General features: G+C 66.1%; 10 protein-coding genes and 2 tRNA genes. 6 read left to right on the top strand and 6 right to left on the bottom strand.

All coding sequences use genetic code 11. From position 1 onward, the window contains the following. The first annotated feature begins 72 nt into the window (after positions 1–72). Positions 73–1,428, top strand: a complete 1,356-nt coding sequence (locus AU198_RS20130) for a dipeptidase (protein ID WP_064350336.1) — start codon at positions 73–75, stop codon at positions 1,426–1,428. Here AU198_RS20130 and bcp read toward each other — a convergent pair. Then, entirely contained in the window at positions 1,405–1,878 is a 474-nt protein-coding gene (bcp, locus tag AU198_RS20135; RefSeq protein ID WP_064350337.1) for a thioredoxin-dependent thiol peroxidase, read from the bottom strand. The two genes, AU198_RS20130 and bcp, sit on opposite strands and share 24 nt — an antisense overlap. Positions 1,879–1,988: 110 nt before the next feature. Between bcp and AU198_RS20140 the strand changes: the two genes are divergently transcribed. Then, positions 1,989–2,216: a DUF3618 domain-containing protein gene (locus AU198_RS20140; protein WP_064350477.1), complete on the top strand. Its 228-nt coding sequence runs from the start codon at positions 1,989–1,991 to the stop codon at positions 2,214–2,216. Between the two features lie 515 nt (positions 2,217–2,731). On the opposite strand, the gene AU198_RS20145 is transcribed toward AU198_RS20140, so the two are convergent. Further along, a tRNA-Lys gene (locus AU198_RS20145) sits at positions 2,732–2,807 on the bottom strand. Between the two features lie 158 nt (positions 2,808–2,965). Between AU198_RS20145 and AU198_RS20150 the strand changes: the two genes are divergently transcribed. Beyond that, positions 2,966–4,183 (top strand): L,D-transpeptidase, encoded by a 1,218-nt coding sequence (locus tag AU198_RS20150; protein WP_064350338.1) that lies wholly within the window; start codon positions 2,966–2,968, stop codon positions 4,181–4,183. Positions 4,184–4,332: 149 nt separating this feature from the next. Beyond that, positions 4,333–6,966, top strand: a complete 2,634-nt coding sequence (locus tag AU198_RS20155) for an FAD/NAD(P)-binding protein (protein ID WP_064350339.1) — start codon at positions 4,333–4,335, stop codon at positions 6,964–6,966. Positions 6,967–7,063: 97 nt separating this feature from the next. Here the strand turns inward: AU198_RS20155 and AU198_RS20160 are convergent. Together AU198_RS20160 and orn are read right to left on the bottom strand one after the other, a co-directional pair. After that, positions 7,064–7,136: transfer RNA gene (locus AU198_RS20160), tRNA-His, on the bottom strand. Positions 7,137–7,177: 41 nt separating this feature from the next. Next, a complete protein-coding gene (gene orn / locus AU198_RS20165; RefSeq protein WP_064350478.1) occupies positions 7,178–7,825 on the bottom strand; it encodes an oligoribonuclease in 648 nt (215 codons plus the stop codon). 82 nt (positions 7,826–7,907) lie between these two features. On the opposite strand from orn, the gene AU198_RS20170 reads away from it, so the two are divergent. Beyond that, complete coding sequence (locus AU198_RS20170) at positions 7,908–9,497, top strand: helicase HerA-like domain-containing protein (protein WP_064350340.1); 1,590 nt, start codon at positions 7,908–7,910, stop codon at positions 9,495–9,497. Positions 9,498–9,586: 89 nt separating this feature from the next. On the opposite strand, the gene cmrA is transcribed toward AU198_RS20170, so the two are convergent. Next, a complete protein-coding gene (cmrA, locus tag AU198_RS20175; protein ID WP_064350341.1) occupies positions 9,587–10,393 on the bottom strand; it encodes a mycolate reductase in 807 nt (268 codons plus the stop codon). A gap of 26 nt (positions 10,394–10,419) precedes the next feature. On the opposite strand from cmrA, the gene AU198_RS20180 reads away from it, so the two are divergent. Then, the gene (locus AU198_RS20180) at positions 10,420–11,730 is read left to right on the top strand and encodes an MFS transporter (protein WP_064350342.1); all 1,311 of its coding nucleotides are present in this window, start codon (positions 10,420–10,422) and stop codon (positions 11,728–11,730) included. Here AU198_RS20180 and AU198_RS20185 read toward each other — a convergent pair. Beyond that, positions 11,727–12,512: an MmpS family transport accessory protein gene (locus AU198_RS20185; RefSeq protein WP_082691129.1), complete on the bottom strand. Its 786-nt coding sequence runs from the start codon at positions 12,510–12,512 to the stop codon at positions 11,727–11,729. The two genes, AU198_RS20180 and AU198_RS20185, sit on opposite strands and share 4 nt — an antisense overlap. Positions 12,513–12,610: the final 98 nt, after the last annotated feature.

Here is a 12,610-nt window from a genome sequence, read left to right on the forward strand (position 1 = left end):
GCCGACACGCCGCGCTTTGCTGGCAGTTTGGGGTCGCTCGCGGTGGGTGACTGACCCGCTAGTGTCGTCGCCATGAGCGATCTGGTGCAGCTGGTGCATGAGGTGTTGCCCGAGGTTCGACGCGATCTGGAAGACCTGGTGCGCATCGAGTCGGTGTGGGCGGACCCGGGGCGGCGCGGCGAGGTGCAGCGCAGCGCCGAGGCGGTGGCGAAGCTGTTGACCGACGCCGGTTTCGCCGATGTGCAGATCGTCAGCGAGGGCGGTGCGCCCGCCGTCATCGCGCGCCATCCCGCGCCGGCCGGTGCGCCGACGGTGCTGCTGTACGCCCACCACGACGTACAACCCGAAGGTGATCCGGCGCAGTGGCTTTCGCCACCCTTCGAACCGACCGAGCGCGACGGGCGCCTCTACGGTCGGGGCACCGCCGACGACAAGGCCGGCATCGCAACGCATTTGGCCGCTTTCCGGGCACACGGCGGCAATCCGCCCGTCGGTGTCACCGTGTTCGTCGAAGGGGAGGAGGAGTCGGGTTCCCCGTCACTGTCACGGCTGCTGGCCGCACACCACGACACCCTGGCCTCCGATGTGATCGTCATCGCCGACTCCGACAACTGGAGCACCGAGGTGCCATCGCTGACGGTCTCGTTGCGCGGGCTCGTCGACTGCGTCGTCGAGGTCGCCACGCTCGACCACGGCCTGCACTCCGGGCTGTGGGGCGGCGTCGTGCCCGACGCGGTGAGCGTGCTGGTGCGGCTGCTGGCCAGCCTGCACGACGACGACGGCAACGTGGCGGTGGCCGGCCTGCACGAAGGTGTGGCCGCCGACGTGGACTTTCCGGCCGAACGTGTCCGCGAAGAAACCGGCCTGCTGCCGGGCGTATCCGAAATCGGTTCGGGCTCAGTGCCGCAACGGTTGTGGGCCAAACCCGCGATCACCATCATCGGCATCGACACGACGCCCATCGACAAGTCGTCCAACACCTTGATCCCTCGCGCCCGGGCCAAGGTCAGCATGCGCATCGCACCCGGGGCCGACGTCGAACAGCACATGACGGCGTTGACGCGCCACCTCGAACAGCACACGCCGTGGGGCGCGCAGGTGACGGTCACGCCGGGTGACCACGGACAGCCCTACGCGATCGACGCCAGCGGGCCGGTTTACGACGCCGCCCGCGCGGCCTTCACCGAGGCGTGGGGCGCCGAGCCCGTCCACACCGGTGTCGGCGGTTCGATCCCGTTCATCGCCGAGTTCGCCGCGGCGTTCCCGTCGGCCAAGATCTTGGTGACCGGTGTGGAAGACCCTGAGACACAAGCACACAGCATCAACGAGAGCCTGCACCTCGGCGTGTTGGAACGCGCGGCCGTGTCCGAGGCCCTGCTGTTGGCCCGGTTGGGCGAGAACCGCTCAGACGGACAGGTCGCGTCGTAACTTGGCGACGTGTCCGGTGGCGCGGACGTTGTACTGCGCCTCGGCGATCTTGCCCTTCTCGTCGACGACGAACGTCGACCGGATGACACCTTGAACGGTCTTGCCGTACAGCGTCTTTTCCCCGAATGCGCCCCATGCGGTGAGCACTTCGCGGTCCCGGTCCGACAGCAGCGGGAAGGTCAGCTTCTCCTTGTCGCGGAACTTGGCCAACTTCTCCGGCTTGTCCGGTGAGATGCCGATGACGTCGAGTCCGGCCTCGCTGAGTTCATGGAGGTTGTCGCGGAAGTCGCAGGCCTGTTTGGTGCAGCCCGGGGTCGAGGCCGCCGGATAGAAGTACACGATGACCTTGCGGCCCTTGAAGTCGGAGAGCTTCACAGTGTTGCCGTCGGCGTCGGGCAGGCTGAACGCAGGGGCTTTGTCGCCGACCTCGAGTCGCGGAGTCTGTGGCACGCGCGGGCATCCCTTCTGTCGACCGGTGCGCTACAGCGAGCGCGGGCTGCTCTAGGGTAGATCGGCAGGCTCTATCGCAGGGCACCGACTTGGACGGCTTGGAGGCGCACGTGGCAGATCGCGATCCCGAGACCATCAAGCGGGACATCGATCAAGCTCGGGACCAACTCGCGGCGACGGTGGACACCCTCGCCGAACGTGCCAACCCCAGCCGGTTGCTCGACGACGCGAAGTCGGCGGCCATCCGATTTGTGACGAAACCCGCAGTGGCGGTGTCGCTTGCCGGTGTCGGAATCGTGGCGCTCGTGCTCGTCGTGCGCCGCATTCGGCAGGGCTGAGCGAGCGCTGTCAGCGCCGTCGCGTCGAGCGGAACAAGTCGGAGAACGAAAAGCCAGGGGGATTGGCAACCCGGCCGAGCCGGTTGCAGCTGTAGACCGCGACCGGAATTTGGGCAGTGACTTCGGCGGGTGCGCCTGCGCCCGCTCCGTCTGCCGCAAATGAACCGCTTGGCTGGGCCATCAGCTAAGTCCCTGTTTCCTCTCGGGTTTTTGCTGGCATTGCGCTTCTCGTAGATCAGCTAACGGGACTGTAGCAGACCATCGACTCTTATCGCAGCTTGAACCGTGGAAATCTCAGCTAAAGAGCGTCTCCGCAACGGCGCAGAAGGTGAGATCCTCGTCTCCATAAGGTGCCTTATGTAGGCCGCAGCACACTTTCCAGGCGGGGCAGCAAATTCGTCGCCAAATTTACGCAACTGTAATCTGGCGGCGTCGGCCGCGGGGGCGCCGGCCCGCGAGACGGCGGAAAAGAACGCGACCGTGACGGACTGTCACGGTCGCAATCGAATCAGAGCTGGTGCGCCGTCAGGGTTTCGAACCCCGGACCCGCTGATTAAGAGTCAGCTGCTCTACCAACTGAGCTAACGGCGCGCGGCTGCGACAATAACAGGACTTGCTGCGCAGGACGAAATCTCCGCCTCCAGCGTCGCTTCGACAGCGTCCGCGTCGCAACCCGGACTCGATTTTGCCCTTAGACTCGTTGCCAAGAATCATCGATCCGTAGTCCTGGTTGTGAGGTGGAGTAAGCAATGTGGCGAGTCCGTTCAGTGGCCCGTCCGCGTCGACGTGCATGGTTGGTGACCGTTGCGCTGATCCCGGTGCTGGCGCTCGGATTGTCCGCGTGCGGCGGTAACTCCGCGCCACCGCAACCGCAGGTGATCGACGACAAGGGCACCCCGTTCGGCGACCTGCTCGTCCCCAAGCTGACGGCCTCGGTGACCGACGGCGCGGTGGGCGTGAGTGTGGACTCGCCGGTGACCGTCAGCGCGGAGGACGGTGTGCTCGAGGCGGTCACCATGGTGAACGAGTCCGGCAAGTCGGTCGCGGGTGCGCTGAGCCCGGACGGGCTGAAGTGGTCGACCACCGAACCGCTCGGCTACAACAAGCGCTACACGCTCACGGCCGAATCGCTCGGGCTCGGCGGCGCCACGACCAGGCGGATGTCCTTCGAGACCCACTCGCCCGAGAACCTGACCATGCCGTACGTGCTGCCCAACAACGGCGAGGTGGTCGGCGTCGGACAACCGGTCGCCGTCCGCTTCGACGAGATCATCACCAACCGGGTGGCCGCGCAGAAGGCCATCAAGATCAAGACCGATCCGCCGGTCGAGGGCGCTTTCTACTGGCTGAGCAACCAGGAGGTGCGGTGGCGGCCCGCGAACTACTGGAAGCCCGGTACGAAGGTCGATGTCGCGGTGAACACCTACGGCGTCGATCTCGGAGACGGCCTCTTCGGCCAGGAGAACGTCAGCACGAGCTTCACCATCGGCGATGAGGTCATCACCACCGTCGACGACAGCACAAAGACGCTGACGGTCAAGCGCAACGGCGAGGTGGTCAAGACAATGCCGGTGTCGATGGGCAAGAACAGCACGCCCACCAACAACGGTGTCTACATCGTCGGTGACCGGCGCTCGCACATGGTGATGGATTCGTCGACCTACGGTGTTCCGGTCAACTCCGCCAACGGGTATCGCACCGAGGTGGATTGGGCCACCCAGATCTCCTACAGCGGCATCTACGTCCACGCCGCGCCGTGGTCGGTGGGCAGCCAGGGCTACAGCAACGTCAGCCACGGCTGCATCAACGTGAGCACGAGCAACGGGCGGTGGTTCCACGACAACTCCAAGCGCGGGGACGTCGTCGAGATCATCAATACGGTGGGCTCGACGCTGCCGGGCACCGACGGCCTCGGTGACTGGAACATTCCGTGGGATCAGTGGAAGGCCGGCAACGCGAACCTCTGATGGGACTTTCGACAGCGTCGACGATTTCCGTTACGGAAGAATCGCTTCGCTGTCATCCACAGCGCTTCGAGTACTGCAGCCGCTCCACTGCAGATGAACCTTCGGGAAGATCGGGCACCTCAAGCCGGCCGGAGGAATAACATGCCGGAATGATGCGCGTTGCGATCGTGGGAGGCGGCGCTTCTGGTGTGCTCGCGGCGATACATCTCCGCCGGCGTAAACCAGAAGCGCAGATCACGCTGATCGACGCGTCCGGTCGCCCCGGCACCGGTGCGGCGTATGGCACAGACGACCCGGCACACTTGTTGAATGTTCCTGCCCAGCGCATGTCTGCATGGCTGGATGATCCCGATCACTTCTGCCGTTGGCTCGACGAAAGAGCCGTCATGTCGGTGGAGAGCTTTGCGCCACGTCTCGCGTACCGGCGTTACCTCCAAGAGCAACTCGCCTGTGCAGAGGTGCGGATCGAAACCGCCGAGGTTGTCGGGCTGGTCCCGGGACCACCCGCTCGCTTGACGCTGCACGGTGGCCGTTCGCTATCTGCCGACGCTGTTGTGCTCGCGACCGGGCGGCCTGAAGGTGCCATGCCGGAGTCCTTGGAACGAGCTTTCGCGCCGGTCTTGACCGGAAACGTCGATGGCAGAATCCTGGTGAAGCCGTGGGCCCCTGGCGGACTCACAGCTCTTGGTGCGCGCCGACCCGCGGGCGTGTTGGTGATCGGTTCGGGACTAACGGGCGTAGATGTCGCGTTGCATCTCATTGCACGAGGGTCCACAGTCACGTTGCTGTCGCGTCACGGTGCGCTCCCGCATCGGTTCCGCGCTACCGGGGCACCGGCACCGTTGCCCAATATCAGTGCGCTCGCTGCCGATAACTCGCTCGAGCAGCTGCGTGCATCGCTCGCGGCGGACCTCGCGCACGCGAAAGCTGCCGGTTTGGACTGGCGACAGGTGATCGACGCGCTCCGCCCGCATACGGCTCGGCTATGGCGGTCGTTGACATGGGAGGACCAGCGCCGGTTCTTGCGGGAGGATCTGCGGCAGTGGGAAGTCCTGCGCCACCGGATGCCGCCGACGATTGCCGATGCAGTTCAAACTGCGGTCGATAACGGTCGACTGATCATCGAGGCCGGTGAGGTTGCCGATGTGTCGCTGCGCGCTGACGGTGTCGAACTGGTAGTGACGATGTGCGACCGATCAGTGCGTCGCTTCGCGGACGCCGTCGTGGTCGCAACCGGCGCGGCATGGGATCGCCGCTCATTACGACGCTCTCCGCTTTGGGAGAACTTGTTGGCCACAGACGTTGCGTCGCTGCACCCCTCGGGCGTAGGTGTGCGGCTCGCGACAAGCGGCTATCTGATCGATAGGGCTGGCGGCATCGTTCCGGATGTCGTGTGTATCGGTTCGATCCGCCAGGGCGAGGAGTGGGAGACCACCGCGATTCCCGAAATCCGTGCTCAAGCCGCCGCTATCGCGGACCTGCTCGCCGATGATACCCGGGAACGGCCGGTGCGCGTCCCCAGTCGAGTCGCGTTGTGGCCGAAGGTGACTGGTGCTCAAGCTTCCTATCTTGAAGGCGTACGCCGCCTTCTTGCCGTGCAAGACGGCGCGTCGATCGCCTTCGCTGCAGCGGTCGCCGAAGATCCGCACCACGCGCGTGCCCACGTTGCGCTCGCGATGATCGCCACAGAACGTCCCGACCGCGCGGGCGGTCCGGATGCAGTCAAGGGTCACCTTGCGCGAGCACGTGCGGCGCTCGCGCATGGAAGTGACGAAGACCGCAGCCACGTCGAAGCCATCGCGACGTGGTGCGAGAAGGGTAACGCGACGGGCACCGATGCGCTCATCGACCATCTTGACCGGGTTCCGGACGACGCTGTCGCATTGCTTGTGCTCGCGCCGTCGATCGCGTTCGCTGGTGCTGGTGACGCGCTACCAGATGCTTGGCAGTACGTCGAACGGTTCACCGGGGTACACGGCGAGGCGCCTTGGTATCTGGGCTTGCGCGCCTACGGCCGAACGGAGCAGGGCCTCTGGTACGACGCAGCCGATCTGGCCGATGCCGCGCTGGGACTCGATCCGGGGAACGGCAACGCCGCTCACGCGCTGTCTCACGTACATTACGAAACCGACGCCCACGGTGCCGGGCTGAGATGGTTGACAAACTGGATCTCGGGCGATGGCGGTACGCAGCGTTACTTGGCGCACTTCCAATGGCACGCCGCACTACACGAACTAGCGATGGGCGACGTGGCCGCCGCTGCCCGCCGGTACACGGCGTTTCTGGCGCCGCCCCAGTCGAAGGACGTACGCTGCCTTGTCGACGCCGGCTCGCTTGCTTGGCGAGCTCGCCTGCATCCGGACTGGGTCACTCCCCCCGATCCGATTCCAGTCCTCGCCGAAGTCGGCCAACTCGCGTATACACCGCAAACACCCTTCATAGCCTTCCACGCGCTGCTCGTGCTGGCTGCTGCGAATGATCCGGCTGCGATACGCGCGATCAATGTTCCTGGCGCTACCGACGAGCAGACGACGACGTTGCGTCTCATCGGCGAAGGTCTTATCGCATTGACCGCGGGTGAGCCACGCACCGCTCTCGACTATCTCCTGGAATCACTCGCCGGTCTTCCGTCGATAGGGGGTAGTCGTGTGCAACAAGAAGTGGTCCTCGAAACTGCTCTGGCGGCGATGCTTCAACTCGGTGCGCCTGGTCAAGCGGCGCGACTTCTTTCTCGACACCGCGCAGCGCCCGGACCTCAAGTAACACGAGGGGCGGTCAATTGACCGCTGTAGGTCTGCATCGACAGCACGGACGCCGAACACGCTCAAGCGTGCGCCGCACCCACCCGCACGGTCGCGGGTGGATGCGGTCTTACCTGCGGGTGGCTGACGGGACTCGAACCCGCGACAGCCAGGATCACAACCTGGTGCTCTACCAACTGAACTACAGCCACCATCGCCGCGAACCCAGGTGGGCGAAGCGGCGACGTCGATACTAACCGCTCGAACGCTCGGCGGCCGAATCGATATCTCTCGGGCTCTCGTCCGGCCGCCCCAATTCCTCGGCGACCGCCGCGATATCGCTGGTCGACGGCCCGGGTGGGGCCACGAACGCGGTGCGGCGGTAGTACTGAAGCTCACGGATCGATTCGTGGATGTCGGCGAGCGCCCGGTGCGCGAGGCCCTTCTCGGGTTGGCCGAAGTAGATGCGGGGATACCAGCGCCTGCACAACTCCTTGATCGAGCTCACATCGATCATCCGGTAGTGCAGGTAGTCGTCGAGCTTGGGCATGTCGCGGGCGATGAAGCCACGGTCGGTGGCGATGGAGTTGCCGGCCAACGGCGCCGTCTTGGCCTGTTTGACGTGGGTGCGGATGTAGTCGAGGACCAGCTCCTCGGCCTCGGCCACGGTGACGCTGGACGCGCGCACCTCGTCGATCAGCCCCGACTTGGTGTGCATCTCGGTGACCACCGGGATCATCGATGCCAACGCTTCGTCATCGGTGTGGATGACGACGTCGATGCCGTCACCGAGGACGCTGAGGTCCGCGTCGGTCACCAGCACGGCGATCTCGATGAGCCGATCCGTCTTGAGATCCAGCCCCGTCATCTCGCAGTCGATCCACACCAGTTCGTCACGCACGACGATCACAGTAAGCCTTGCCGCTGCATGCGGCCCGTTGCACCCGTCCGTCGGGTAGGTCGCGGGCGTTAAGGTGCCAGCCATGGCCAGTGAGTCCACGTCCACGCCGGCACAGCAGATCGCAGCGGGTTACGCGGCCGAGGGGGCCGCTCTTGAGCTCGGCGCGGTCGTCGTCGACGGGGTGTGCGACCCGACCGCCTTGGTGCGAATTCCGCTGGCCACCGTCAACCGCCACGGGCTGGTGGCCGGCGCCACCGGCACCGGCAAGACTAAATCTCTTCAGGTGCTGGCCGAACAGCTCTCAGCGGCGGGCGTGCCATGCGTGATGGCCGACGTCAAGGGGGACCTCTCGGGGCTGTCGCGCCCCGCCGAGCCCAACGACAACATCGCCGCACGCGCCGCCGACACCGGCGACGACTGGGCGCCGACCGCGTTTCCGGTCGAGTTCCTGTCGCTGGGCACCGTGGGAATCGGAGTGCCGGTGCGCGCGACGATCTCCAGCTTCGGGCCGATCCTGCTGTCGAAGGTACTCGGGCTGAACGCCACGCAGGAGTCGACGCTGGGCCTGATCTTCCACTGGGCCGACCAGCAGGGGCTCTCGCTACTGGACCTCAAGGACCTCCGCGCGGTGATCCAGTACCTCACCAGCGACGAGGGCAAGCCCGAGCTCAAAACGCTGGGCGCGGTGTCCACCACGACCGCGGGGGTGATCCTGCGGGCGCTGATCAATCTCGAGGCCGACGGCGGCGACACGTTCTTCGGCGAGCCCGAACTCGAGCCCGAGGACCTGCTGAGGGTCGACGAGCAGGGCCGCGGCGTCATCACGCTGTTCGAGCTCGGCAGCCAGGCCGCACGTCCGGTGATGTTCTCCACCTTCCTGATGTGGGTCCTCGCCGACCTGTTCGCGACGCTTCCCGAGGTCGGCGACCTGGAGAAACCGAAGCTGGTGTTCTTCTTCGACGAGGCCCACCTGCTGTTCGCCGACGCGTCCAAGGCCTTCCTCGAACAGGTCGAGCAGACCGTGAAGCTGATCCGTTCCAAAGGAGTCGGCGTGTTCTTCTGCACGCAACTGCCGACCGATGTGCCCAACGACGTGCTTTCCCAACTGGGTGCCCGTATTCAGCACGCGCTGCGCGCGTTCACCCCCGACGACGACAAGGCGTTGGCCAAGACGGTGCGAACGTACCCGAAAACCGATGTGTACGACCTGAAGTCAGCCTTGACGTCGCTGGCTACCGGCGAGGCGATCGTCACGGTGTTGTCGGAGAAGGGCGCCCCGACCCCGGTGGCGTGGACCCGGATGCGAGCCCCGCGCTCGCTGATGGACACCATCGGTCCCGAAGCGATTTCCGCCGCCGCGAAATCCAGTGCGCTGCAGGCAGAATACGGCCAGACCATCGACCGCGAGTCGGCCTACGAGCGGCTCAACGCGAAACTGGCCCCGCCACCCGAGCCCGATCCCGTGCCTCAGTACGACGAGGCACTGCCGCCTCCGCTGCCTCCGGCCGGTGAAGTGAGCGCACGCGACTCCGCCGAACCCTCGATGGTGGAGAAGGTGGTCAACAGCCCGGCGTTCAAGAGCGCGATGCGTTCGGCGGGTACGGTGATCGGCCGAGAGATCACCCGCAGCATCTTCGGCACCGGTCGCAGGCGCAGCCGGCGTCGCCGCTGATTTCGGTTCGCGAAACTGTATTCCAGCACGCCTCTACTCGAACTTTCGCTGACGGAATACAGTTTCGCGGCGTAAAGCGGGAACGAGCCTTAGCCGCCGCCGAGCTTCTTGTACACGGCTCCGACGATGGGCGTCACGATCGCCCGCGGCGTGTACCCCGCCGCAACCGACATCGCCTTCGACGTCACACCGGGGACGACGCGCATCTTGTTGCGCTCCAACGCATCCAACGATTGCCTGGCGGTGTATTGCGTCGAAATCCACAGAAAGTCCGGAATCAGCTTCTCCACCAAGGACTGCTCGTCGGGGTTCGGCAGCGCCTCGCGCACGGGCCCCGGCGCCAGCAACGTCACGTGCACCCCGTCCTTCTTGAGCTCACCGCGCAGCGACTCGCTGAACGTGTTGACGAACGCCTTGCTGGCGGCATAGGTCGCGTTGTTGGGGATCGGTGAATTGCCCGCTGCCGAGCCGGAAATGAGGATCCCGCCGGCCTTGCGTTGCACCATCCCCGGCAGGACGGCGAGCACGAGATCGTGTACGCCCAACACGTTGAGCTGAACCTGTGCCTTCTCGTCGGCCGGATCCAGCGAGGACACCGGACCGAACGTCGCGGTGCCCGCGTTCGCGCAGAGGATCGAGATGTTTCGTGTCGCCAGTTCGTCGCAAAGCTTCGTGCGCTCGCTGGGGTCGGCCAGATCGACGGGACGCACCTCCACCGTCACGCCGTACTGCTGGACGAGGCGGTCGGCCAAGGTCCGCAGCACCTCCTCGCGGCGCGCGGTGATGATCAGGTGATGTCCGCGGGCGGCAAGTTCGGTGGCCAGCGACTCGCCGATGTTCTGAGATGCGCCGGTGACCACCGCGCGGGCGTCGGCGCTGGGTGCGGGTACTGGCATGCGCCGGACTATATCGTGGGCGGACCATGAGCGACCCACCCGATTCCGGCCCGCCCGCTGCGGCGCGTCGCCAGGTCATCTCGTGGGCGCTGTGGGATTTCGGTGCGACCGGGCTGAACGCGGTGGTCGTGACCTTCGTGTTCTCGATCTACCTGACCAATACGGTCGGCGACGATCTGCCCGGCGGTGTCAGCGCCACCAGCTGGCTGGGCTGGGCGCTGGGCGCGGCCGGGGTCGTCGTCGCGCTGCTGGCGCCGGTGACGGGCGTGTGGGTCGACGCCCCGTGGCGGCGGCGCCGCGTGCTGGCCGTGCTCAGCGCGCTGGCGGTCGTGCTGATCGCCTCGATGAGTTCGGTCCGCGACGACTACCGCTACCTGGCGCTGGGGCTGGTGCTCTTGGGCTGCGCGTCGGCGTGCAACGAACTCGCCACCGTGCCCTACAACGCGATGCTGCGCCAACTGTCGACACCGCAGACGTCGGGCCAGATCTCCGGATACGGCCTGGGTTTGGGCTATCTCGGCAGTGTCACGTTGCTGTTGGTGGTGTACTTCGGGTTCATCTCCGGTGACGGCGGATTGCTCGGCCTGCCGGTCGAGGACGGCGGAAACGTCAGGGCCGCCATGGTTTTCACGGCCATCTGGTTCGGACTGTTCGCGCTGCCGGTGCTGATCGCCGTGCCCAGCGCCAGCCCCGACCCCTCAGAGCAACGGCAGACCGTCGGATTCATCGGCGGGTACCGCAAGCTGTGGGCGGACATCCGCAGCGAATGGCGGCGTGATCACAACGTGGTGTACTACCTGCTGGCCAGTGCGGTGTTCCGCGACGGCCTGACGGGGATATTCGCGTTCGGGGCGGTGCTGGGCGTTCGGGTCTACGGCGTCTCCGAGGCCGATGTGCTGCTGTTCGGGGTGTGCGCCAGCACGGTCGCCGCCGCCGGTGCGATAGGCGGTGGATTTCTCGACGACCGGTTCGGCGCCAAACCCGTCATCGTCGTCTCGCTGAGCGGGATGATCGCGGTCGGCCTCACCTTGATGTCGCTCAACGGGGTACTGGCGTTCTGGATCTGCGGACTGTTGCTCTGCCTGTTCATCGGGCCCACACTGTCCGCCGCGCGCACGCTGATGCTGCGCATGTCCGCCCAGGGCAAGGAGGGCGTCGCCTTCGGCCTCTACACCACCACGGGCCGCGCTGTGTCCTACCTTGCGCCCATGCTGTTCTCGATTTTCATCGCCGTGTTCGGCACCGACCGTGCCGGGATGGGCGGGCTGGTCGTGGTCCTCGCCGCCGGCCTGCTCGCGATGCTCGCCGTGCGTGTTCCGCGGCGTGCGCCCGCCTAACCGCTGGCCGTGCAGATGGTCAGGCCCGCCCCGGTGCGCTTCTGCACCACCGAGCCGTCGACGGAGATCGAACAATTCACCTCGCGACCGACGTTGATGATGCTGATGCTCGCCGTGGCGGCCGCGGACTCGGACAACTCCACTTCCTTGCTCCAGGGCAGCAGCACGTTGAACTCGGTCTGCAGCAGACCGCCGGTGTCCACGTAGGTGATGTTGATGGCGCGCCCGGAACCGCTGACGACGTAGACGACGCTCTGGGTGAGACCGGGGGTGGTCGTGCCGGGCGTGCCGGGCGTGCTGGGGTCCGTGGGGACTGCGGGCACGGTGGGCCGCGTCGTCCGTGGAACGGTCGGGCGCGGCCCTGTCGTCGGGATCGGGGTGGTGAAGTCGGGTTCCGGCATCGGGGGCGGCGCGACGACAGTCTGCTGTTGCGAACTGTTGACGACGACGAGCGCGATCACCAGGCCGAGCACGGTCAGTACCGCAACACCCGCGGCAACCCACAACCAGCGGGGTGACTTCGGTTCCTCGGGCTCCGGTGGCGGATCACCCGACGGGTAGGGCGCCCCGTACTGGCCCGAGCCGTAGGTCTCGTACCCGTATGTGCCGTACGCCGGCAGATGCTGCGTCGGAGCAGGTTGGGGCGGCGCCTGATAGGTGGGGCCGTACGCCTGGCTCGCGTATGCCGGGTCGCTGTATCCGGAATAGCCGTGACCCTGCGGCTGCTCCCCGCGGCCGGAACCCGACTGCTCGTCGCGGCCGGGCTGTGGTGTACCGGTCATACCCACCTCATGGGTGCGAGGGTACCTGTGCGACCGCCCAACAGGCGCAGGTCGTCAGTGGACTTGCCTGGGTAGGCACAATTGGTCCGGTGGGAGAG

This window comes from Mycobacterium sp. GA-1199 (genome assembly GCF_001500045.1).
Classification (GTDB): domain Bacteria; phylum Actinomycetota; class Actinomycetes; order Mycobacteriales; family Mycobacteriaceae; genus Mycobacterium.

Bases quoted from the DNA above. Each gene is read 5' to 3' on its own strand.
- AU198_RS20130 (WP_064350336.1), top strand. From the start codon at position 73: ATGAGCGATCTGGTGCAGCTGGTGCATGAGGTGTTGCCCGAGGTTCGA.
- AU198_RS20150 (WP_064350338.1), top strand. From the start codon at position 2,966: ATGTGGCGAGTCCGTTCAGTGGCCCGTCCGCGTCGACGTGCATGGTTG.
- AU198_RS20155 (WP_064350339.1), top strand. From the start codon at position 4,333: ATGATGCGCGTTGCGATCGTGGGAGGCGGCGCTTCTGGTGTGCTCGCG.
- AU198_RS20170 (WP_064350340.1), top strand. From the start codon at position 7,908: ATGGCCAGTGAGTCCACGTCCACGCCGGCACAGCAGATCGCAGCGGGT.
- cmrA (WP_064350341.1), bottom strand. From the start codon at position 10,393: ATGCCAGTACCCGCACCCAGCGCCGACGCCCGCGCGGTGGTCACCGGC.
- AU198_RS20180 (WP_064350342.1), top strand. From the start codon at position 10,420: ATGAGCGACCCACCCGATTCCGGCCCGCCCGCTGCGGCGCGTCGCCAG.
- AU198_RS20185 (WP_082691129.1), bottom strand. From the start codon at position 12,512: ATGACCGGTACACCACAGCCCGGCCGCGACGAGCAGTCGGGTTCCGGC.